At 71.8% G+C, this 22,728-nt stretch carries 20 protein-coding genes and 1 tRNA gene; 1 reads left to right on the forward strand and 20 read right to left on the reverse strand.

The genetic code is table 11. The features are described 5' to 3' along the window. Positions 1-1,159: M6 family metalloprotease domain-containing protein (locus FPZ41_RS15060; RefSeq protein WP_152862886.1), on the forward strand; the 1,159-nt coding region annotated here is incomplete at its 5' end. A gap of 201 nt (positions 1,160-1,360) precedes the next feature. Here FPZ41_RS15060 and FPZ41_RS15065 read toward each other — a convergent pair. The 20 genes from FPZ41_RS15065 to FPZ41_RS15160 form a co-directional block, all read right to left on the reverse strand. Further along, a tRNA-Lys gene (locus FPZ41_RS15065) sits at positions 1,361-1,434 on the reverse strand. An 11-nt stretch (positions 1,435-1,445) separates the two neighbouring features. Then, positions 1,446-2,084: a bifunctional DNA primase/polymerase gene (locus tag FPZ41_RS15070; RefSeq protein WP_152862887.1), complete on the reverse strand. Its 639-nt coding sequence runs from the start codon at positions 2,082-2,084 to the stop codon at positions 1,446-1,448. A 199-nt stretch (positions 2,085-2,283) separates the two neighbouring features. Beyond that, positions 2,284-2,646: a hypothetical protein gene (locus tag FPZ41_RS15075; RefSeq protein WP_134035671.1), complete on the reverse strand. Its 363-nt coding sequence runs from the start codon at positions 2,644-2,646 to the stop codon at positions 2,284-2,286. A 296-nt stretch (positions 2,647-2,942) separates the two neighbouring features. Next, entirely contained in the window at positions 2,943-3,929 is a 987-nt protein-coding gene (locus tag FPZ41_RS15080) for an aldo/keto reductase (RefSeq protein ID WP_228022743.1), read from the reverse strand. Positions 3,930-4,016: 87 nt separating this feature from the next. After that, positions 4,017-5,018 carry a lysylphosphatidylglycerol synthase domain-containing protein gene (locus FPZ41_RS15085; RefSeq protein WP_152862888.1) on the reverse strand — a complete coding sequence of 334 codons (1,002 nt, stop codon included), beginning with the start codon at positions 5,016-5,018 and terminating at the stop codon, positions 4,017-4,019. Further along, positions 5,011-6,066, reverse strand: coding sequence for a glycosyltransferase family 2 protein (locus tag FPZ41_RS15090; protein ID WP_152862889.1), 1,056 nt, complete (start codon positions 6,064-6,066; stop codon positions 5,011-5,013). Before FPZ41_RS15090 ends, FPZ41_RS15085 begins: the two co-directional genes overlap by 8 nt. Positions 6,067-6,165: 99 nt before the next feature. Then, complete coding sequence (locus FPZ41_RS15095) at positions 6,166-7,170, reverse strand: UbiA prenyltransferase family protein (protein ID WP_152862890.1); 1,005 nt, start codon at positions 7,168-7,170, stop codon at positions 6,166-6,168. Further along, positions 7,167-8,303: a glycosyltransferase family 4 protein gene (locus tag FPZ41_RS15100; protein WP_322620253.1), complete on the reverse strand. Its 1,137-nt coding sequence runs from the start codon at positions 8,301-8,303 to the stop codon at positions 7,167-7,169. Before FPZ41_RS15100 ends, FPZ41_RS15095 begins: the two co-directional genes overlap by 4 nt. A gap of 189 nt (positions 8,304-8,492) precedes the next feature. Further along, on the reverse strand, positions 8,493-9,674 hold the full coding sequence (locus tag FPZ41_RS15105) for an endonuclease/exonuclease/phosphatase family protein (protein ID WP_152862891.1): 1,182 nt from the start codon (positions 9,672-9,674) through the stop codon (positions 8,493-8,495). A 1-nt stretch (position 9,675) separates the two neighbouring features. Next, a complete protein-coding gene (locus tag FPZ41_RS15110) occupies positions 9,676-10,782 on the reverse strand; it encodes an NAD-dependent epimerase/dehydratase family protein (RefSeq protein ID WP_322620254.1) in 1,107 nt (368 codons plus the stop codon). Then, positions 10,779-12,209: an aspartate aminotransferase family protein gene (locus FPZ41_RS15115; RefSeq protein WP_152862892.1), complete on the reverse strand. Its 1,431-nt coding sequence runs from the start codon at positions 12,207-12,209 to the stop codon at positions 10,779-10,781. The genes FPZ41_RS15110 and FPZ41_RS15115 overlap by 4 nt, the downstream gene beginning before the upstream one ends. 196 nt (positions 12,210-12,405) lie before the next feature. Beyond that, a complete protein-coding gene (locus FPZ41_RS15120; RefSeq protein WP_152862893.1) occupies positions 12,406-13,398 on the reverse strand; it encodes a LuxR C-terminal-related transcriptional regulator in 993 nt (330 codons plus the stop codon). A 511-nt stretch (positions 13,399-13,909) separates the two neighbouring features. Next, the gene (locus FPZ41_RS15125) at positions 13,910-14,980 is read right to left on the reverse strand and encodes an aspartate-semialdehyde dehydrogenase (RefSeq protein ID WP_152862894.1); all 1,071 of its coding nucleotides are present in this window, start codon (positions 14,978-14,980) and stop codon (positions 13,910-13,912) included. 440 nt (positions 14,981-15,420) lie between these two features. After that, positions 15,421-16,809 carry an aldehyde dehydrogenase family protein gene (locus FPZ41_RS15130; protein ID WP_152862895.1) on the reverse strand — a complete coding sequence of 463 codons (1,389 nt, stop codon included), beginning with the start codon at positions 16,807-16,809 and terminating at the stop codon, positions 15,421-15,423. Then, the gene (locus FPZ41_RS15135; RefSeq protein ID WP_152862896.1) at positions 16,806-17,240 is read right to left on the reverse strand and encodes a cupin domain-containing protein; all 435 of its coding nucleotides are present in this window, start codon (positions 17,238-17,240) and stop codon (positions 16,806-16,808) included. The genes FPZ41_RS15130 and FPZ41_RS15135 overlap by 4 nt, the downstream gene beginning before the upstream one ends. Before the next feature lie 79 nt (positions 17,241-17,319). Then, positions 17,320-17,622 carry a putative quinol monooxygenase gene (locus FPZ41_RS15140; protein ID WP_152862897.1) on the reverse strand — a complete coding sequence of 101 codons (303 nt, stop codon included), beginning with the start codon at positions 17,620-17,622 and terminating at the stop codon, positions 17,320-17,322. Beyond that, on the reverse strand, positions 17,619-18,704 hold the full coding sequence (locus FPZ41_RS15145; protein ID WP_152862898.1) for an Ldh family oxidoreductase: 1,086 nt from the start codon (positions 18,702-18,704) through the stop codon (positions 17,619-17,621). The genes FPZ41_RS15140 and FPZ41_RS15145 overlap by 4 nt, the downstream gene beginning before the upstream one ends. A gap of 233 nt (positions 18,705-18,937) precedes the next feature. Beyond that, complete coding sequence (locus FPZ41_RS15150; protein ID WP_152862899.1) at positions 18,938-19,663, reverse strand: GntR family transcriptional regulator; 726 nt, start codon at positions 19,661-19,663, stop codon at positions 18,938-18,940. A gap of 45 nt (positions 19,664-19,708) precedes the next feature. Next, the gene (locus FPZ41_RS15155) at positions 19,709-21,061 is read right to left on the reverse strand and encodes an AAA domain-containing protein (protein ID WP_322620255.1); all 1,353 of its coding nucleotides are present in this window, start codon (positions 21,059-21,061) and stop codon (positions 19,709-19,711) included. Next, a complete protein-coding gene (locus FPZ41_RS15160) occupies positions 21,058-22,677 on the reverse strand; it encodes a hypothetical protein (protein ID WP_152862900.1) in 1,620 nt (539 codons plus the stop codon). Before FPZ41_RS15160 ends, FPZ41_RS15155 begins: the two co-directional genes overlap by 4 nt. Between the last annotated feature and the right edge of the window lie 51 nt (positions 22,678-22,728).

Raw genomic sequence — 22,728 nt, forward strand, 5'->3', positions numbered from 1 at the left:
CCTCGACGCCCTGCTGGTCTTCCTGTCCTTCCCGGACTCCGCCCCGATGACCACCCCGGCCGAACTGGCCGCCGACCACTTCCCGGCCACCAGCCGCTTCTTCGAGCGTGCCTCGTACGGCAGGTTCACGCTGCGGCCGCACCCGCGGAACGACTGGATCCAGATGCCGCGACCGTCCACCGCCTACGCCATAGAGCGTGACTGGGACGCCGCACACCGGACCGCCTACCTGCGCGACGCCCTGCGCGCGGCCGACGACCGGGTCGACTTCTCGGCCTACGACATCGTGTACTTCGTGGCCGACCCGGACGCCCCGGGCGTCGACTCGGACGCGACGAAGGTCGTCAACCTCGACACGCCGCTGGAGGCCGACGGCACGCTGATCCGCCGTGTCGTCACCGTCTTCGAGAACCATCCCCCGGACCGTCTCGTCCTCGCCCACGAGACCGGCCACGTCTTCGACCTGCCCGACCTCTACCACCGCCCCACCGACGGCAAGGGCGACTGGGACACATACGTCGGCGACTGGGACCTCATGGGCAGCCAGTTCGGCCTCGCCCCGGACCTCTTCGGCTGGCACAAGTGGAAACTCGGCTGGCTGGAACCGCACCAGGTGGCCTGCGTACGAGGCTCGGGGGTGACCCGCCTGACGCTGGAGCCGCTGTCGGCGGGTCCGGCGCCGGACGAGGCCGCGACGGCCGGGGCAGCCGGGCCGGAGCCCGGTGCCGCCGACGGGCAGGCACTGGGGACGAGGGCGTTCGGGGTCGGCGACCGGGTCGTCGAGGCGGAGCACCCGGTCGCCTTCGGCTCCGGGCGCGGTACGAAGCTGGCGGTGGTGCGGACCGGGCGGGACAGCGCCCTCGGCTTCGAGGCGCGTGGTCCGGTGGGCAACGACGGCTCCGTCTGCAGCCAGGGCATCCTCGTCTACCGCATCCGCAGCGGCACCGAGTCCGGCGGAGGCCCCGTCGAGGTGGTCGACGCCCACCCCCTCACCGAGTCCTGCGGCAACGAGTCGGTCTACCCTCCGCTCGCGGACGCCCCGGTCGCGGTTGGGGAGAGCTTCACGGTGCCGGGCGAGAACGTACGGGTACAGGTCGACGGCCGCACCCCCACAGGCGCCTGGACGGTACGGATCACGATCCTGGACCAGGGTCCCTAGAGGGACCTTGTGTCCCAGGGCCACTCCGCCGGATCCAGGTCAAGCCCCGGGGCGAACTCGACATCCCACGGCTCCCCCGCCTCCGGGGATGGGGGTGTGGGTGGCGAAGCCCCCCCCACACACACGCGGCGAAGCCGCGCAAAAACGACGATGACGAGACAGGTTCGCGCTTTCCGCGAACATGCCTCGCCATCGACATCGTGCGCCGCCAGGGACTCGAACCCCGGACCCGCTGATTAAGAGTCAGCTGCTCTAACCAACTGAGCTAGCGGCGCCTGCTGACGTGCTAGACCTTAGCACCCTGGTCGGCGGGAGGAAAAATCGATATCCGCACGGCCGCGGAGACCGCGGAACGGGCCGCCCGGACGGCCGCCCACAGCAGGACCTCGGGCCCGGGAAGCCACGGTGTGCGGGTGTCGGGGGCGACGAGCCAGCGGCTCGCGAGCCGGTCGGCGGTGGTGCTCTCGGCCGCGGGGCGCAGGGCAGGGACGGTCACCGCGTCACCGGTGCCGTGGCACAGCAGCGGCGGTACGGCACCGGTCCTGCCGGGCGAGCCCCACTCCTCCCACGCCATGAGCGAGGGCAGGCGCTGGGCGGTGCCGGGTGCGGCGAACAGGAGCATGCGTCCGCGGTACGTCGCCACGGGTCCCGAGCCGGGGCCCTCCTCCCACAGCCGGTCCAGCATCCGCCGCCCGAAGAGCGCGGGCACGCTGACGATGTGGAAGACCGTGCCGCAGGGCAGGACGACCGGTGCGGCGGGCCGTTCCTCCCACAGCGAGAGCGCGCTGCGCGGATACGTTCCTGCCGAGGCAAGCCAGGCAGCCCCTTCCGGGGTGACGTCCGAGGCGGTGCCGTCCGGAGCGTCGACCTGATGGTGGGGGTGCGCGCTCACCGAACGATTCTGCGGATGCGGGTGCTCGCTCATGCCGTCCAGATGTACCGGCGGTGAGTGCCCGATTCCGGGCGGTTGCCGGAAATCGGGACGGGAGGTGCGCGAGTGGGGTATCTTCCCGCCCGGCATATGCCAGCGCGGTGGCCGCAGGTCGTGGTTCGCTTCGGTTGTGGTTTCGGTCGCGGGCACCGAGGGTGCCGTGAGCCGACGACGCCGGCTCACACCCTCCCGCTCACAGCGCCTCGGGGCCCTGCCCGTCCAGCCCCCGCATCAGGTCCCGGCCGAAGTCGACCATCTTCTTCGCGTAGTCCTCGGTCCACTCGGCCCGCTCGGCGATGTCCGCCGGTGTCAGCCGGTCGAAGCGGCGCGGGTCGGCGAGCTGGGCCGCCGCGATGGCCTGGAACTCCACGGCCCGGTCGGCCGCCGCGCGGAACGCGTGCGCCAGGTCCGTCGCGCGGGCCAGCAGCGCCCGCGGGTCGTCGATCGACTCCAGATCGAAGAAGTGCTCCGGGTCGGTGGCCGCTTCCGTGGGCTCGAAGAGCAGGGGCGCGGGGCGTAGCCGCGGTTCGTTCCGACGCGGCGTGGGCTCCGCCATGTCTTCTCCTCCTCGTACACGTCCGGTGGCCCTCTTGAGGTTGGGCCACCGTCCATTCTCCCCCGGCCGCGCAAGAGGGGACGGGGCAGGCCTCCCGCCCGCGCCCGCAAATGGATTACCCCTGCCCGTCCCCTTCCCGTCGCCTCTCTGTTTCCTCGGATATCGCTCTCTGTGGTGTTTCTCACGGAGAAGCCGGTGAATTCTGTATGTGAATTCTGCGTGTGCTGTGGCTCGGTATCGTTTTTGGGGCCCCAGTGGCCCCTCTACAGGTCGGCTTCGTCGGCGGCACTCTCGATTCAGAGTTCCCCCAGTGGAGCCAGTTCGTCGAGTTGGGTGCGCACCTCCTCCGGCAGTTCCAGCGCGAGCCCGTCCAGGGCCTCGTCGAGCTGGGCCACACTGCTCACGCCCAGCACCGGCATGACGGGCACCCGGCCGCTCGCCATCCATGCGAGCGACAGCTGGTTGGCCGTCACCCCCAGGCGCTCGGCCAGCTCCCGCAGCCGGCTCAGCCGTCGCTCGTTCTCGGCGCTCCGGTACTCCGGGCTCAGTTCCCGGTCGGTACGGGTCAGCGCGCCCTGGAGGAGCGGCGAGTATCCCTGGAGCACGGCACCGTGCTCGGTGGCGTACGCGACCAGGGCATGGTCCAGCGGAAGCTGTGGCCGGATGTCGGCCGCCGGGTCCGGCCACAGGTAGGAGTGCCGCACCTGTACGACGCGGGGGGCCGCGGTCGCCTCGTCGGCGGAGGCCAGCCGGGCCGCCTCGTGCAGCCGGGCCGCGTCCGGGTTGCTCGCGCCGACGACGCCCACCCGGCCGGAGGCCACCAGCTCCGAGAGGGCTCCCAGGGTGTCGGCGAGCGGAGTCGCGGGATCGTCGGCGTGGGTGAGGTACAGGTCGACCGAAGGGCAGCCCAGCCGTTCCGTGCTGCGTTCGAACTGCTTGAGGACGACCTCGGGACGCAGCCCCTCGGCGGACTCGGGGAAGGGCCCGTCCAGCGGGTCGGGCAGGCAGCCCACCTTGGTGGCGATGAGCATCTCGTCGCGGGCGCCGGTCGCGGCCAGCCAGCGCCCGATGACCAGCTCCGACTCCTCGCCGGTGCCGTCGGGGGCCCAGAAGGCGTAGCAGTTGGCCGTGTCGAGCAGTCGGCCGCCGCGCTCGGCGAAACGGTCGAGGAGTGCCCGGGAGGTCGACTCGTCGACGGTGGTACCGAAGTACATGGTGCCGAGAGCGACTCCAGTGGTACGGAGCCGGTCCATGACCGAGTCCCCGTAGGCCGTCGTCAGCATGCGCTGTCCTTTCCTGGTCGGAGGTTGCAGGGGTGTCATTCCAGCTGTCGCCCCCTGTCACCCCCTGTCACCCCCTGTCATCCGGTGTCAGCTGGTGTATTGGGTATCGGGCTTGGCGGGGGACAGGGGAGAGGGATCGGGAGCCGGGTTGGCCCCGCGCGCCGCGACGGAGCCGTACCCGAAGGCCAGAACGTCCGCCGCGGCGAGCACCAGGCGGCTCGCCGCCGCGGCGACGGCCGCCTCGGGCGCGGGCAGCACCGAGGCCAGGGACACGGCGAGCAGCGCCTCCCGCACCCCGAGCCCGTCCGGTACGACGACCACCACGCTGGCCAGCGAGGTCGCCACCGCGAACCCGGCCAGGCAGGGCAGCAGCGCGTCGAGCGGATCCGCGCCCAGCGCGACGGCGAACAGCCACAGATGCACGCCGGTCACCACCCAGGACAGCGCGCACAGCCACACAGAGCGCCGGAGCGCCGCGTACGGGACCGGGGCGAGCCTGCGGGCCAGGGCCGGTACCGCCGTGAGCAGCCGGACCGTGGCCGTCAGCAGCCGCGGCAGGAGAAGCAGCGCCGGCGGGGCCAGGGCGGCGGCGAGGACCGCGGTCCCGTCGCCGTGGGCGTACCGCGCCAGGGCGGGCAGCCCCAGCGCGGCACCGGTGGACAGCGACACCGCGGCGTAGACGCCGAAGGCCGCGGTGAAGTGGAGGACCGTGATGCCGGAGGCCGCCGCGAGGCGGGTCTGGAGCACGATCGACCACATCACGCCGGGGACGTACTTGCCCAGTTGGCCCGCCGCGAAGATCCGTACCGCCGACGCGCGGGACATCGGCACCGCCAGGGCCTGCAAGGGTTCCCGCCAGGACAGCGCGGTCAGCCACAGCCCGGCCACCGCGGGGATCAGGGCCAGCGGGAGCAGCGGCCCCAGCTCTCCCAGGGCCGCGCCCGTGGCGGCCCGGTCCCGCGCGAACGACCGCAGGAGGAAGCCGGAGCACAGCGCCAGCACCAGCACCGTGACCGTCGCGCGCACCCACCGCCGACGCGCGACGGCCCGCAGCTTCCGCACGGCACTTCCAGCCGTGCGCTCAGGCATGACCGGTGGTCCCGGGCGAGGCCGTACTCCCGACGGGCCTCGGCGCCCCCCGGTAGCGGTGCCGGAAGGCCGGTGAGAGCGCCCAGCGGGCGGCACCCTCCAAGGCGGCCACCCCGGTGGCGGCGGTCACCAGGGCGTGCAGGCCGGCCATCAGGGGCAGTGCGCGCGGACCCGCGGCCGAGCCCAGGAAGCGCAGCAGTTTCCGCTCCTCGACGGCGAAGGCGCCGAGCCCCGCGACCACGGCGGCGGCGCCCGCCACCGGCCACAACGGCAGGGCCACGAGCCCGGCCAGGGCCAGGGAAGTGCCCGCCACAGCCGTCGGCCGGTACGCGGTGTCCGACAGTTGCGGGCGGTCACGGCCGCGGTCGGTGAAGAGGGCCACCAGGGGCACCGAGCGGCGGTACTGCTTGCGCAGCAGCGTGCCGAGCCGGTCGTCGTCATCGTGGCGCCCCACGATCCGCGGATCGAGCAGCACGGTCGAGACGGCCGCGAGCCGGGCGCCGTACTCCACGTCCTCGGTGTCGCGCAGCGACTCGTCCAGCGGGCCCGCCCTGTGGTACGCGCTGCGCGGCATCGCACCGATCGAGAAGTACGCCGCCTTGACGCTCCCGGCGGTGCGCCGCCGCCAGTAGTGGCCGTGGAGCACCTTGTAGCGCTCGACCGGGCCGTCGTCGATGAGCGGTACGGAGTCGTAGATGCCGCAGACGAAGCCGACGCCGGGGTCGGCCTCCAGGACGTCCACGGCGATCCGGACCGCGTCGGGGCGCAGCGCGATGTCGGAGTCGAGGAAGAACAGGATGTCCCCGGTGCTGTGCCGCACCCCGGTGTTGCGGGCGGCGGAGACCCCGCCGTTGGCGGTGCGCACCAGCCGGACCGGGAACTCCCCGGCGATCTGCGGGGATTCGTCGGTGCTGCCGTCGTCGACGACGACGATCTCGATGTGCGGGTAGGTCTGCTCCACCACGGCCTGGAGGCAGTGGCGCAGGGTCCGCGCGTAGTTGTGGTTGGGAATGATGACGGAGACGGTGGGGGCTCGCCTCGGGCTCATGGAGGTCCCCGGGTTCATGGAGGTCCTCGGGCTCATCGGGTTCTCTGAGTTCATGGGGTTCTCTGGGTTCATGAGGTTCTCCGGGGTCATGGGGGCACCTCACACGAAACGGCCGATGGCCAGGCAGGCCAGCCACAGCACGGCGTTGATCACGAGCGGGACGTCCGTGAGCACGTCCCGGCCCGGCTCCCCGCCGCTGCGCCGTACCGCCACCAGCTGCACGTAGCGGCAGGCGGCGAAGATGGCGAAGGGCACGGTGACGACGGCCAGTACGGCCGCGTGCGGCTGGGGGGCGGACAGGGCGAACAGCTCGTAGCTGATCAGGGTGGCGGCCACGAGTACGGCCATGAGCTGGTCGAGCAGCGGTACCGAGTACCCGGAGAGGGCGGGCCGTCCGGCGACGGCCTGTCCTCGCAGCTCGGCGGTGACCAGTTCGTGCCGCCGTTTGCCGAGCGACAGCAGCAGGCACGTGCAGTAGATGCTGATGACGAGCGCGGGGTTGAAGGGGGCCGCCACCGCCACGCAGCCCGCGACGGCCCGCAGGACGAAGCCGGCCGCCACCAGGCTGACGTCGACGAGCGGGTAGTGCTTCAGCGCCAGGCAGTACGCGAGGTTCAGCACCGCGTACCCGGCGATGGCCGCCCGCGCCGACGGGGGCAGCAGCGCCCCGGTGCCGGCCAGCGCCGCGAGACAGGCCGCGCCCAGCAGCAGGGCGCCGAGGGGGCCCACTCGCCCGGAGGCCAGCGGCCGGTGGCGCTTGACCGGGTGCAGTCGGTCCCGCTCCCGGTCCAGCCAGTCGTTGAGGACGTACACCGCGGCGGACGCGGCCGTGAACGCCACCAGGGTGGCCAGCATCGCCCCCGGGCGACGGAACACGGCCGCCGGGTCCACGGCCAGCGGGGCGATCAGGACGAACACGTTCTTCACCCACTGGCGGGGCCGCAGCAGCACCAGCCCCGCCGGCAGCCGCGAACGCCGGGGCACCGCGGGCTCGGTGACCGGGGCGGGGGACCCGCTCGCGGTGCGGGCCGGGTCCTGGGCCGTTGTCGTCGCGCCCGGGACGCTCTGCTCGTCCACGGTGTCCGTGCCGCTCGGGCCCGTCATGACCGCACCCCCGGCAGGAGCTTGCGGAACGCCTCTTCGTGCGCGTCGAGGAAGGCCTCGCCGCCGAAGAGCTTCGTCGCCGCCTCCCGGCCCGCCTCGCGGTCCTCGGCGGGCAGTTCGGCCAGCTCCAGGACCGCCTCGCGCAGCGCCGCCGGGTCGCGGGGCGGGACCAGCCGTCCGAATCCCGTGGCCTCCACCGGATAGCGGGAGCCGGACAGGTTCGTGGACACGGGCGGAACGCCCGCCATCATCGCCTCGACCTGGACGATGCCGAAGGACTCCGAGACCGAGGGCAGCGCGAAGACGTCGATCGAGGCGTAGAAGTCCCGTACCGCCTCGCCGCGCAGCAGACCCGTGAACCGGATCCGCGGGTCGTCACCGGCCTCCTGGCGCAGCTGGGCGATGTTGCTGCCGCCCGCGACGGTCGTGTAGTCCCCGGCGATCAGCAGCCGGGCGCGCGGGTCGTCGAGGGAGCGGAAGGCCCGTATGAGGTACTCGATGCCCTTGTCGACGGCGATCCGCCCCATGAATCCGATGTGCAGCCCGTCCCCGTCGCGCAGCCGGGGAGCGCCGCCGCTGCGGTCCACGCACGGGGAGGGGATGGGGGCCAGCGTGCGGCTGCGGATCGTGGGCCAGATCCGCGAACCGCGCGCCTGGTCCTCGCTGTTGGTGATGACCAGGTCCGCCTTGCGGACGGCGGACTTGCAGACCTGGTCTACGGCCCGCATGCCGAAGCGGTTCACGGGGCTGTCGGGCAGGAACACGTCGATGTGGTACGTCACCACGAGCCGGGCGCTGCCCTTGAGCGCGGCGACGAAGGCGGCCTCCGGGTTGGGCAGGTGCATGTGCAGGATGTCGGAGCGCGCCGCGAGACGCCGGACGAGCAGCGGCAGGGCGGGGGCGACGAAGCCGCGGCTGATGCGGGTGAGCACCGGTGCCCGGAAGACATGGACGCCGTTGATGACCTCGTGGCGGGGCAGCGCCGGGTCGTGCTGGGCGCAGGCGACGGCCACCTTCCAGCCTCGGGCGGCCAGGCCCTCCGCGGTCATCCGGGCCGCCTCGGTGAGCCCGCTGACGTACGGGGCGTAGTAGTCGAGCATCACCGTCACATCGAATCTGCTGGGTACCCTCACGGTGGGGTTCCTCCTCAGGGGTGTCAGAGGGTGCGCTTGGGATCGGTTCGGGGTGAGCTTCGGGACGGGGTGGGGTGCGTTTCGGAGCGGGTTGGGGTGTGCTTCGGAGCGGGTTGGGTGTGTTTCGGGGCGGCTCGGGGTGCGCTTCGGCTCTGTTCGGGAAGCCGAGGTGTCAGGAGGCCCGAGGATTCAGGAGGCGTCGTCCGGGACGGTGACGCGGATCTCCTGCGCCACGTGGTCCGAGAAGGCCTCGCCGCCGTGGAAGCGGTAGGCGGGTACGGCCAGGTCGCCGGTGGTGAGGAGCCAGTCCAGTCGCCACAGCCGCGGCAGGGGATAGTCGGAGACGGGCCAGGAGAGGGCGGGCAGCAGCGAGCCTTCGGGGCGGTGCGCCTGGGAGCCCGCGCCGAGGCGGAGCAGCCGGCCCATCCAGGGGGAGTTGAAGTCGCCGGCCACCACGGACGGATGGGGGTTGTCCGCCAGGTCCGTGCGCAGGGCGCGCAACTCCCGCTCCCGGCGGTCGTACTGGTCGCGCAGGAAGCCGCGGAAGCGGCCGGTGAGCGGGTTGTCCCCGACACGGAAGGGCACCGGGAGGTGCACGTTGTAGAACGAGACGGTGCGCCCGTCGACCCGGAGGTCGGTGCGCTGGGTCTTGGAGCCCTTCCAGTACCAGTCCGTGCCGCCGCCGGACACGCTCCGGTGGTGCTCGGCGACCACGGGCAGCCGGGAGAGGGTCAGCAACTCGCCCTCCACGGACAGGCTGTAGCCCGGGAACTCCCGGCGCAGCCGGGCCGTGTCGTCGATCCGGACCGGCTGGTCGCCCTCCCAGTACAGGTACTCCTGCAACAGGTACACATCGGCGTTCTGGCGTCGCAGGAAGGCGTAGAAGTCGTCCGTGTCGTCGGTCATCCGCCAGTAGTCCGTGGACCAGGCGAAGACCTTGACGGTGGTGCCCCGGGCGCTGTCGGTGCCCTCGCCCCAGGCCGGGCCGAGGTCCGCCAGATACGCCCCGGCCAGCAGCAGGACGACCAGGACCGCGGACAGCCACCGGCGCACGGGCCGGGCGAGCGGGGTGACCGCGAGGAGCAGCAGCGGCACCGCCACCAGCGTCAGCGGCGGCACCGCCTCCGCCACGAGCCAGGGCCACCACCGCCCGGCCAGCAGCACGTGCAGGACGAGCAGCACCGCCCAGGCGGCCGTGGCGCCGACGAGCAGCCGGGTCCCCGTGCACCAGCGGGTTCGCGGCCGGGTGCCGGTGCCGGTGTCGGTACCGGCGCCGGTGTCGGTGTCGGAGAGGGCGGACGGTTCGGGACCGAGGGCGGACGTCGGCTCCCGGGGGTGCGCGGCAGCCACCCCTTCGTTAGTTGTGGACATGTCAGAAGAGCACCTTGACCATTCCCAGGACCCCCTGACGCCAGGGGTCCCGGCTGGTCGGCCCGCCGGAAGCGCCCGCCGTACCCGCCGCCCCGGACGCGGCCGTCGCCCGCTGCTCGCGCCACCAGTCGTACGTACGGAGGATGGCGTCCCGGTTCGACCACCGCGGGCGGAAGCCGAGCCGCTCCCCGGCCTTGTCGACCGAGACGTACGAGTCGGCCAGCAGCTTGGACAACAGCCGCCCGTACACCGGCGACAGCCGGGTCCGCTCCAGCGCCCGCAGCACCGCCACCGCGGGCCGGCCCGGCACCGACACCACCCGCCTGCCGTGCCCCGCCGCGTCCAGCACCGCCTGGAAGTCCTCGCGCAGGGTGCCGAACTCGGCAGCGCCGATGTTGTACGTGTCGCAGGCCACCTCGTCCGGGGCGCGCAGCACGGTCAGCACGGCGTCCACCAGGTCCTCGAGCGCCAGCATCTGGATACGGACGTCACCCTTGCCCAGGACCGGGAAGTGCCGGCCCTCCTCGGCCCACTGGAACAGCATGTCGAACAGCCCCATCCGGCCGGGGCCCAGGAAGGTCTTGGGCCGCAGCACCGGCAGGCACATCCCCGCCGCCCGGAACCGCTCCGCGACCGTCTCCGCCTCGGCCTTCGCCGAGCTGTAGGGGTCCACGGGCGAGTGCGGGAAGTCCTCCGGCGTGGGGACCAGCCGCGGCAACCCGTACACGGCCGTCGAGGAGATGTGCACCACCCGCGGGACCGCCATGGCGCGGGCCGCCTCCAGCACGGTCGTCGTGCCCTCGACGACGATCGAGCGGATGTCGGCCGTGGGATAACTGGGCAGCGCCGAGGCGCAGTGGACCAGGGCGTCGGCACCGTCCAGCACCTCGGCGACCGCCCGCCGGTCCCGTATGTCACCGGTGAACGACACGAGGCCGGGCGCCGCCGGCACCGGACGCCGGTCGAAGGCGCGGACCTCCTTGCCCTCCCGCAACAGCCGCTCCACCAGATGGGCGCCGAGCACTCCGGCGGCACCGGTGACGGCGACACGGCCGGGCAGCGAGGACCACTTCGGGTCGGCCGGCCCATATTCCTGAGGGTTCGTCACCACAGCGAGCTCACCCGCTCCCGCACGAAGCGGCCCACCAGCCGGCCCATGCCCTCCGCGAGCGTGGCGTCCAGGGCGTCGAGGAACCGCTCGACCTCCTCCGGCCCCGCCACCAGCGGCGGGCTCACCACCAGCGGACTGCGGCCGTTGAGCGTGTAGTACGAGTAGATGTCGTGCTTGCGGTACAGCGTGTCGATGACCGCCGCCGTGATGATCTTGGTGCGGATCAGCGGGTCCTTGGCCGGACCGCCGGCCGGCAGCTTGCCGATGAGGTCCAGCACCTTGGGCCCGCCGGACAGGAAGACCCCGAACAGCGCGCCGGAACCGCACACGTCCGCGATCAGGTCCGGATACGTCTTGCGGATGCGCTCCAGGCCCGGCCGCAGCACCGCCTCGATGGCGCGCGCCCGCGCCGGGTAGTCGTCCTCGACCGCCACGTTGATGGCCTCGATGGCCGTGGCCGTCTCCTCGCCGAACCCGTAGTACGTCGTACTCGTGCTCTGCATCATGGCGTCCGTCATGTTGTCGTACGCCCTGCGGAAGACCGGCTCCCGTGCCACATAGGCCGAGACGGAGGACTTGCCGCCGCCGAAGGACTTCGACGTGGTCACCACGTCCGGCACCAGGCCCTCGTACCGGGTGAAGTGGAACATGCTGCCGGTCTTGCCCCAGCCGGTGTAGATCTCGTCGAAGATCAGCACGATGTCCTCGGCCGTGCACAACTCGCGCAGCCCGCGCAGGAAGTCCTCCGAGCACCAGCGCATCGTGGACGCGCTGAACGGCTCGACGAGCAGCGCGTACACATCGCTGCGTCCGTTCGCGTCGCGGGCCTCGGCCAGCGTCCGGCGCACCGAGTCCAGGTCGTCGTAGGCGAAGGTGCGGATGCCGGGGATAGTGGGGAAGTCGAAGTGGTTCTGCGCGCCGCCGGTGAGTCCGCCGGAGCCCAGCAGTTTGCCGTGGAAGCTGATGTCTGCGCGCAGGATCTGCCGCCGCCGTCCGCCGTGGTACTTGTACGCCAGTTTCACCGCGCCCTCGACGGCCTCGGCGCCGGAGTTGGGCAGGAACGAACGGGTCAGGTCGCCCGGCAGCACCGCCGACAGGTTGTGGCCGAGGGCCGCCAGATAGGGCGAGAAGTAGGTCTTGTGCACCTCCATGCGCCGCCGCTCCTGGAAGCGTTGCCGGGCCGCCAGGATGCGCGGGTGGTTGTGGCCGTGGTTGAGGACGCCCACCCCGCCGGTGAAGTCCAGGATCCTGCGGCCGTCGCGGGTGTGGACGTAGGCGCCCTCGGCGTGGTCGACGAGCTCCCGGCCGAAGCCGAAGGAGGTCATCAGCCGGACCTGGCTCTTGTTGATGTACGTGCGGTAGAGCTCGTGTACTTGGTCGACGTCCAGTTCCTCGGCCTCTTCGAGGCTGATGAGGTCTGTCATCGTTCTCATCGTTCTCTCCCATGCGACATCGATGTCGTCAGCCGGTGCCGACAAGGTCGCATGGGAGGCAGGGCGGATACGAGGCGTCACCGACGTCCTGTGCTGGCGTGGCCAGTTGTGGACATCGGGGCGGGTGAGACCCCTCCTGGTCAGGGTGATGCTCGTTGCTCGTGCGGTACGCCGGAGCCACCGGTACTCAGGCCGTACAGTCGGCGGAGTCTCCTTCCGGATGCTCCGGGCCCCTGGCCCCGGCCGATGCCTCCCGGCGGCCGATGATCACCCCGGCCTGGAAGCGGCTGGTGGCGCCGAGTTCGTCCATGAGCGCGGAGATGTAACGGCGGCAGGTGCGGGTCGCCATGCCGAGGCGGCGGGCGATCACCTCGTCCTTGAGCCCCATGGACATCAGCCGCAGGATCGACGACCGGAGAACCGCGCTCACCTGCTGGCTGTCATCGGACTCGGGGCTGTTCCCGAAGGGCCGGCCGACCTGCCACGCGGCCTCGAAGGAGCGGCACAGGTACGCCACCAGCGTCGGGTCGGTGACCACCGCCGCCCCGGGCGGTTCACTGCCCTTCCGTTCCATGGGGACAAAGGCAATTCTGCGGTCGTAGATGATGAGCCGTTCGGAAAGTTCCTCCGCGGTACGGACCTCCGCGCCGTCCGCGCAGATTTGCCGGACATAGGTCCGGGTCGTGAGACTCGCCCGGGCCGTGTGCTGATAAAGCGTCCGGATACGGACACCGCGCCGCAGCATTTCCTGCGTCTGTACGACGTCCTGTTGCAGGAGTTCCGCCGACCGGCCTCCACCCGGTTGAAGACTCAACCGCTCCTCGGAGCAGCGGTGTCTCGCCAGATCGATCTCGCGCCGCACATCCCCGGCGTTCTCCAGAGCGCGAATCGGTTCATCCCGGGAATGCGAACGCTCGACTGAGCGGTAGAGTCCCGCAAGTGAGTGCAACTGCTGGTGGATTTCCGCCATCCGGTGCCGCTGACGAGCGATGGACATCTCCAGCGGAGTCACCAGCTCGGCCTCCACGACCTCCGGGTCGAGGGGCACCACGGGACCGTCGTCGCCGGACGCGCTGAGCAGTCGTAGATCCTGCAGGGTCTTGCGGGCCTCGGTGACCCGCGCGGGCTCCACACCCAGATCGGCGGCGACTTCGTCGTCGACGAAGACACCGGTTCGCAACGCGGATCGGTAGGCGTCAACCGCCAGGTCGTCTAACAGGGGTTGGCTCTCCAAAGGGATCACTCCACTTGACGTCTCCGCTATCCACTTGTGGCCGCGCCATCATAGGACACCGCTTGAGCCTCGAACCGGATCATTTCGACTGACAGGCTTCGAAGGAGCCCGGAAACCGCGGTGCCGTGCTGTCGAATTAATCGAATGGTGGAGGCGTGATGGCGAATAACCGGCGCGTTCTGTTCCGTCGTCGTATGGCGGTCTTCCTTCTCGCTGGCGGAATCATTGGTTCCGCGAGCTCGGCGGTCGCTGCCGTATCGTCCGACGCGGATCGGACCCTCGTTACGGTCGCCGACGACAAGTGGGATCTGGTGCAGCCGAATCTCCCCGGGAACGAGTTTCCGTGATGCCGTGATGCCGTGATGCCGGGTTGAGCCGGTCCAACAGGAATTCGTCCTTCCGCGCCGGGCCGCCTCCGCCTCGTCCACATGGAGCGGCCCGGCGTCCCGTATGCCCTTCAGCGGTGTGCCGACTCACCCAGGCGGGTTCGGGCCCGCGGCGGACGGGCCTGCGCGGTCTGGGCGATCTGGAGGAGATTGAGCGCGGCCACACGCAGGTTGTCGAAGACCAGCCACAGCCAGAAGCCGCGCGGATTGTGCGGGGTGACCCGGATCCGTCCCACGTGGATGAGGTCCGGGTCACCGGCGGTCAGCGGCGTCGGAGGGCCACTCGGGGGTTCACTGTCGTGCACCACGACCCGGGGCAGTGAGGCCAGCAGTTCGACCAGGTCCCGGCGCACCACCGGGCCCCCCGCCTCGATGTACACCGCCGCCGAGTGCCCTTGCACCACCGGCACCCGGACGCAGGTCGCGGCGACGTTCAGATGCGGTAGGTCGAGGATCCGGCGGGTTTCCTGCACGAGGTGCTGTTCCTCGGTGCTGGACCCGTTCTCCAGCAACGACCCCACGGCGGGGACCACGTTGAAGGCCTGCGCGGGACGGAAACAGTCGGTGGGCAGCTCGGCGTCCGGGTCCCTCAGCGCCAGTTCGCTGCCTTCGAGGAGTTCCTCGACGCCCTGGTGGCCCCGGCCCGAAGCCGCCTGATAACTGCTCAGCACCACTTGGCGCACACCCCAGCGCCGCTCGATGTCGTGCAGCAGCAGGACCAGCGGCACCGTGAGACCGCCGGCCCCGGCGACGATGCCGCCCGGGTACCGCTCCATCAGGTGGCCGTTGACCGGCGGGACGAGCAGCGGGGTGTCCGGGTCGGTGCGGAAGGCGCCGGAGCTGTCGACGACCAGCGCTCCCGCGGCCGCTGCCGCGGGAGCCCAGCGGCCGCTGACCGCCTCGCCGGTGCAGAAGAGGACCAGATCGGCATCCGCGAAGTCGGCGTCGTCCAGGCTCACGACCGTCTGCGACCGCCCCCCGACCGGAGCCGCACGACCCGCCGACCGGGGCGAGGCCACGAGCTGGATGTCCCGGTAACGCACCCCGAGTTCGCCGATCAGCTCAAGGACGGTGGCCCCGAGGGCTCCCGTCGCGCCCACCAGGACGATGCGCGGAGCTGCGTGGTCCCTGACACGTTTCATCGGTCTCTCCGATCTGACCGGGCCGACCCGAGGACGGCCGGGCCCGCACTGGGGCGGACCGGTCCACCACGAGCAGCACCCTTCAACCAGCCGGCCCGGGCAACGCCGCGTCCTCGGGACGACGGTTCGTCGCCCGGAGGACCCTCATGCGGCTCACATCGAGGACCCGGGCAGCGCACAGCCGGATGGACCGGTCCTTCAAGGAATCCCCCGTACTGGGCCCTCCATCCAATCCCGTTGCCCCGCCACGCGACAGTCACGCGCACTGTCATCAAGCGGCCAGGCCACAGGCGGACGGCGGCGGCCTCGCCCGACTCACTTGTCAGGTGGGCTCCTCGTCAGGTGGGCTTCCCCGCGTCCGGTCAGGACTGCAGGCGTGGACGGACGGTGCGGACGGGCGGTGTGGAAGGACGGTGCGGACGGACGGTGCGGACGGACGGTCAGGCCGCGACCCAGTAGGTGCGGGTGTTGGTGAACTCGCGGATGCCTTCGGCGGCCAGTTCGCGGCCGTAGCCGCTGCGCTTGGTACCCCCGAAGGGCAGGCGCGGGTCGGAAGCGACGATCGCGTTGACGAACGCGGCGCCACTGGTGATACGGCGGGCGACATCGACGCCCCGGGACGCGTCGGCGGTCCACACGCTCAGGCCCAGACCGTAGGCGGTGGCGTTGGCGAGCCGTATGCAGTCCTCGTCGTCGCGGGCGACGGCGATCGCGGCCAGCGGGCCGAAGGTCTCCTCGTCGAAGGCGGCCATGCCCGGCCCGGTGCCGGCGAGCACGGTCGGCTGGTGGAAGTAACCCTCGCCCGGCAGCGGCTTGCCCCCGGTGAGCAGACGGGCTCCGGCGGCCACCGACTCCTCGACCTGCCGCTGTATCGCCGCACGCAGGTCGTCCCGGGCCAGGGGACCGACCTGGGTGTCCGGGTCGCGCGGGTCACCGAGACGCAGGCTTTCCACGCCGGCCACGAACGCGGCGGTGAACGCGTCCGCCACGGGCTCGGCGACGATGAACCGCTTCGCGCACACACAGCTCTGTCCGGAATTGGTGAACCGGGCCCTGACCGCGGCAGCCGCGGCTCGCTTGACGTCAGCGTCGTCGAGGACCACGAACGCGTCCGAACCGCCCAGTTCCAGAACGGACTTCTTCGCGGCGCGTCCGGCCGCCGCCCCGACGGCCGCACCGGCGCGGTTGCTGCCGGTGAGCGTGACGGCGGCGATGCGTTCGTCCTCGATGAGCCGCGCGGTCACACCGGGAACGTCCGCATCCGCGACCACCAGGGCGCTGACCAGGTTGTCGGGGAATCCCGCCTCGGCGAAGAGGTCCTGTAGGGCAAGGGCGCTGCCGGTGACGTTGGAGGCGTGCTTGAGCAGGATGCCGTTGCCCGCCACCAGCGCGGGAACGGCGAAGCGCATGACCTGCCAGACGGGGAAGTTCCACGGCATGACCGCGAGCAGCAGTCCGGCCGGCTCGTACGCCACCCAGGCTTCGGCGCCGTCGATGGCGACGCGCTGGTCGGCGAGGTGGCCCGGGCCCTGCCGGGCGTAGTAGTCGGCGGTCAGCGCGGACTTCTCCACCTCTCCCGCCGCTTCGGCGACGGGCTTGCCCATCTCGGCCACGGCGAGGTCGGCGAGCTGCCCGGCGTGCTCGCGCAGTGAGTCCGCGAGGCGCGCCGCACGGGCGGCCCGCTCGGTGACCGGCACCCGTGCCCAGGCGAGGGAGGCGGCATGGGCCCGCTCCACGGCGGCCTCGATCCGCGCGGCGTCCCAGGCCTCGTAGGCGGCTGTCGGCCGGCCGGTGGCCGGGTTGACGGTCTCGATCATGGTGCTGCTCATGCGGTGGGCGCCCCTCCCTTGTCGTGCTCCGAGAGGTGCTCGAAGGTCTCGCCGGTGGCGGTGATCGTGCGGGTGACGTCCCGGCCGCCGTAGACCCAGTAGATCCGCATGACGCCCTCACTCCGGTTGAAGAACCGGTGCGGGATGCCCGCCGGAACCCAGGTCGCCTGGCCGGCCTCCAGGTCGAAGAACTCACCGTCGATCTCCGCGGTCGCCTCGCCTTCGAGGATCAGCACCGACTCCTCGACGTTGTGGCTGTGCAGGGGCAGGCCGGTACCGGGCTGGAAGACGGTCTGCCCGGTGGTGATGACGGCTGTCCCGGAGTTCCACCGGCCCACGTAGGGAATGGTGGCGACGCCTCCACCGCGGTCGAAGCGTTCGACCTCGTCGGGGCGGATCAGCAGGTTCGGCTCAGCGGGCTTGGTGCACATCGGACGGCTCCGTTGGTGGTCAGGAGTGCTCGGGAGTGGTCAGGGGCGGTGCGGGGCGGTACGGGGTGGTGAGGAGTGGTCAGGAGTGGTGGAACAGGCGGCGGGAGAGCGTGTTGACCTGGCTGCCCGGGACGACGTACTTCGCCGCCGCCTCGCGCCAGACCTTGTAGTGGGGGGCGGCCCGGTGGGCCTCCACGGCGGCCTCGTCGTCGTAGATCTCGTGAAAGACGAAGTGGTGGTCGTCGGACAGGTCACAGACGACGTCGAAGTAACGGCAGCCGGGCTCGTCGGTGAAGGAACGCGCGGCGTTCTCCTCGATGGCCTTCAGGAAGTCGTCACGGCAGCCGGGGACGACCTGGAGGGACACGGTCAGCGCGATCATGCGGGGAGCTCCTCGGGTGTGGGTGCGGGCGTGGAGGCGGGTGCGGGCAGAGGTACGGCGGTGGCGTCGGCGATGCGCGTCAGGGCGGCCCAGGTGTCGTCTACGACCGTGATGCCCTCGGTGCGCAGCCGCTCGGCGGTGCGGATCTCCGGCTCGCCGGGGACGAGGATCTCGGCCGTGCCGGGGGCGGCCGGGGTGGACTTGGTCTCCTCGATCAGGGCCTCCATCCGCGCCTCGAACTCGGCCGGGTCGGCCATCGACCGGATGTCCACGCAGATCAGCAGGTGCCCCACGCCGCTGCGGCCGGTGGGGTGGTAGGGGCCGACGACGGACGATCCGAAGGCGCTGCCGGTCAGCACGCCCGCCAGGACGTCGAACATGAAGGAGATGGCGTAGCCCTTGTGGCCGGCCATGGGCAGGATCAGACCCTCGATGGCGCGGCGCGGATCGGTGGTCGGCACACCGTCGATGTCGGCCGCCCAGCCCTCGGGGATCGGCGCGCCGCGCTCTCGGGCGTGGTAGATCTTGCCGCGCGCCACGGCGGTGTTGGCGATGTCCATCACGACAGTGCCGTGGCGGCCGCCCGGTGCGGCGATCGACCACGGGTTGGTGCCGATCCGCTTCTCCCGGCCGCCCCACGGGGCCATCGCGGGACTGGCGTTGGTGGCCAGCAGCGCCACACAGCCCTGCTCGGCGGCCTTGCGGGTGAAGTAGGCGGCCGTGCCGAAGTGACCGGAGTTGCGCACGGCGACCGCGCTGATGCCGTGCTGGCGGGCGCGCTCCACACCCCAGGTCACGGCACGGTCGGTGAGCACCTGGCCCAGGCCGTCCCGCCCGTCCACGACGAGGACGGCGCCGTTGTCGGTCACGATCTCGGGGGCGGCGACGGCACTGGTCGCTCCGCTCTCGATACGGCTGAGGTACCAGGGCAGGCGCAGCATTCCGTGGGACGGATGCCCCCACAGCTCCGCGGTCACCAGCGTGTCCGCGAGCAGGCGGGCGTCAGCGGACGGGACGCCATGGGCTTCGGTGGTCGCGGCGACGAACCCCAGCAGGTCGGCGGCGCCGACGGTGTGCGGCATAAGACAGCCTCTCGCGTCGAGCAGCAGAGTGTATCCGTACCTGTATACATCATGGGATACAAAAGAAACACGGCTCGGGCTGAGGAATCCGAGCACCCGGCAAGCAACCCGGAAGGAGTGACCCGGAAGGAGTGCCCCGGAAGGAGTGCCCCGGAAGGAGCGCCCCGGAAGGAGCGACTCGGTAGAGGTAGCCCCGTAGAAGTAGCCCGGCAGAAGCAACGCGGAAGCGCGGCTCAGCCCACGACGTCCAGGTGGATGTCAGGACCGAATGCCAGATCCTGGCTGGTCAGACTCTCGATGAGCGCCTGCAGGGTCTGCGCCAGATGGTGCCGGCATGCCGCGTCGGCGGCCTGGACGTCCCCGTTCGTGATCGCCTTGAGCATCGCGCGGTGCTCCTCCAGCGAGGTCAGCATGCGGCGAGGCCCGCTGTGGGACAGATGCCGCAGCCGTACCGTCTGGCTGCGCAGATCGCGAATCGTGCGGGCCAGATACGGATTGCGGCATGCGCCGATCACCGCCTGGTCGAAACCCTCGGAGATGTCGTAGAACTCCTGGTACGACCGTGCCTGTGCGGCGGCGTCCCGCGTGCGGAAGTGCTCATCGAAATCGTCCAACTGCTTTTCGAGCGCACGGAAGGGGAGTAGCAGTCGCTCGTCGACGGCGCCCGACGCGGCGACCGATGCCGCGGCCCGGGGTTCCAGCAGCATCCGGAACTCGAACAGTGCGCGCACTCCGCCCAGAGAGATCGGGGCGACCCGGGCCACCTCGCCCGGCACGAAGTCGACCAGCCCTTCCCGGGCCAGCCGCCTGATGGCTTCTCGTACCGGCGTCCGTGAGGCACCCAACTCCTCGCCCAGCTGGATCTCACCGAGCTTCGCCCCCGGTCGCAGCCGCAGCGACTCGATATCACCCTTCAGCCGCTCGTAGACCGCTTCACTCTTACCCGTAGCCCGGGCCATGAGACTCCCTGTCCATCCCGCGCCGCACACCCTTGTGTATACACACTAGTCGGAGGGCCGCCAAGCCACCCGGTGCTCCCCCAGAGTGGCGAGCACCGCGTGGTTCGCCTCCCAGCCGTCCGGGAACTTCACCGTCACCCCGAGCTGGACCGGCTCCGTCGACGGGTGGTCGTCCAGGAGCTCCGAGACCCCCGCCCGGCAAACCACGATGCACGCGTGCCGGTGCCGGGATGCCAGCACGCACAGGCGACCCGTCTCCAGGTGGAACGCCGTCGCGTCCGGGCGGCCGGACAGCGGGTGCAGGACCACCGTCACGTCGTACTCGCGCCCCTGCAACCGGTTCGCCGTGTCCACGACCACGTCGGTGACGCCGAGGGCCGCCAGTGCGGACCGCACCGACGCGGCCTGGTCCCGGTGCGCGGTGCCGACGGCGATCCGGTCGGCGGTCAGCGGCACGGGCTCCTCCGACCGCTCGGAGGTCGCCGCGCCGCCCCGGTCCAGCAACCGCCGTACGACCTGCGCGACCGCCCGTACTGCCTCCGGGTCGGTGCGGGGCGTGTGCCGGGCGGGGAGCTCCAGCAGGCCCCAGCCCGCCTCGGCCGCCTCGTCGATGACCCGGTCAGGGCCCGAACCGTCGGACGGTACGGCGAAGGCGAGCTGCCGGTCGCCGTGATCCGTGCCGCTGCGAAAGGGCGTGTACGGGTAGAAGGCGCCGGAGACGAGGGGCGCCGCGGACGCCGGGAGCCGCCACGACACCGGCAGGCGGTGCTGCGGCAACTCGCGGTTGTGGGCCAGCAGTGTCGTGACCGCCGAGGCCGACGGGTCGTACGACAGCCCCGCCCACTGCTCACTGCCCACGATCGCGAACGGGTCCAACTGCCCCGGGTCGCCCACGAACAGCGCCCGCTCGAACAGCCCGGCAACGGCCAGCAGCGCGTCCGACCGCATCTGGTACGCCTCGTCGACGATCGCGTGCCGCCACGGCTCCACGCCCTTGACGTGCGCCCACTTGGCGGCGGTCGAGATCACCACGTCGAGGCCCGCGAGGTCAGCCGCCTTGGTGGACTTGCGGACGTTCGGCAGGTCGTCGAGCGCCTTGTCGTACGGGTCGGTGTCGCTGCTGTGCAGACGGCCGACGGGCAGCTCGTCGTCCTTCTCCGCCAGCCGTAGCACCAGGTCGTCGACCTGGGCGTTCGTCTGCGCGATGATCATCAACGGGCGCCCGGCGGAGGCGAGTTCGAGCGCGGCCCGGACGACCAGGGTCGACTTCCCGGCACCGGGCGGGGAGTCGACGACGACTCCGCGGTGCGTGCCGTGCAGGGTGTCGCGCAGGATCGCGTCGGTCGCGCGGGTGGCCGCGGCGCCGGGGCTGAACGCCGAGCTGACGGGCGCGGTCACAGGGTGTCCTCCTCGGTCGGCGGATCCGGCTGCTCCGGCAGCGGTACGGCATCGGGCTCGCCCGGCGGACCGCCGTGCGTCCACGGCGTCTCCTCCGGGTCGGGCAGCTTCGCGCCGCCCCGCTGGTCGTGTTCGAAGAGCGTGAAGCAGACAGGGTCGCCCTTCTGCGGCACCGACCCCTCCTCCGGCTCCTTGCCGCGGCCCATCTTGTCGACGATCCGCAGCACGACGAGGTTGCCGTGGTCGCCGCCCTCGGGCCCGTCGTACCCCACGAACTCGGCGGCCTGCGGTTTTCCGCCGAGCGAGCGGTACACCTTCGTACGCTCCCCGAGGTGCGGCCGGTCGTCCGTGCGGACCGTGACGAGGGGGCGCGGGCTGGGCCGCTTGCCCTCGCTGTACGCCATCACCACCTCCGTGACCTCGCCCGCGAAGGCCTCCCCGGCGAGGCGGCGGCCGGCCATGACGAGCGGGTCGTCGAGGGCCTCCTGGGCGTCCAGGCGGGCCTGTTCGCGCTCGCGCGTGGCCAGCTTGTTCGCCGCCGTGACCGCGTCGTCGCGGCGCGGCTGCGGGGGCTCGCCGGCGATGATCCGGTCCCGGTGGCCGGTGAACGACCAGCGGTCACGGGTCCACCGGTCGGTGGCATGGGCGCCCTCGGGCAGCTCGCGCAGCAGGTCGAGGCCTCGCCACACCGCGTCCCACGTGGGGCGGGTGCGGCTCTCGACGAGGGCACGGATCTCCCGCTCGGCGGCGGTGAGGTCACCGAACCGGTCGTCCGCCTCCAGGCCGTCCTCGGCGGCGGCGAGCGCGGCCCGCGCGCGGTCGTAGCGCTCGATGGCCGGGGCCAGCAGCTTGTTGTCGAACGCCGGGTCGGTGGCGGGGCCGGCCGGCGGGCACAGCAACTGGCCGTCGCCGTCCCGCGCCAACTCGGCCCGCCGCGCCGCCGCGTCGCCCGACTCGCCCTCCGGCGGGTCGATCCAGGCGAGCAGCGCCCCGAGGTGCTGGTCCTCGACGCTGGACTGCCCGGTGGCCCAGTGCCGCGCCAGCAGGTCGGTCAGGGCGAGGAGGAGCGAGGAGCCGGGCACGCGCGCCCGCTCCCCGAAATGGGTGAGCCACCGCCCGAGCAACGGCACCCGCGGCGGTGCCGGATGGGGGGCCTCCGGGTCCTGCTCGGCGGTCCGCCTGAAGCGCATGGCGCGCCCCAGCAGCCGTACGAAGTCGATGCCCGTGCGGCTCGGCACGATCAACTGCGGGGCGTTCGCGCACAGATCGACCTCGACCTTGACGCGCTTGCCGGTCTCCGGGTCGGTCTCGCTGCGCTCGGCCGCCTCCACGACGTCGCCGTACGCGTCCACGTACGGCAGGACGAGGTCCGCGAGCTCGGCGAGGAACGTGAAACGCAGGTCCCGGTCCCGGGGCTGCGGTACGACGAGCAGCCGGGGCGCGTCCCGGTCCGTGCCGACGAGCGCACCGAGCGGGGCCCCGGCCTCACCGGCGGTGATGAGCGGCACGAGGACAAGCGGCCGCTCGGACAGATGCCGGTGCCGGACGGTGGCGGCGGGCTGGGCCCGGCCGGTGCGGACGGCCTCCAGCCGGGAGAGGGTCGCGATCAGGGACATGGGGTGCCCTCCCGGCGGACGGCTGCCGACGTGATGGTCCTCGGTACGACG

Origin of the sequence: Streptomyces acidicola (assembly GCF_009377235.1) — a bacterium.
Lineage (GTDB): Bacteria > Actinomycetota > Actinomycetes > Streptomycetales > Streptomycetaceae > Streptomyces > Streptomyces acidicola.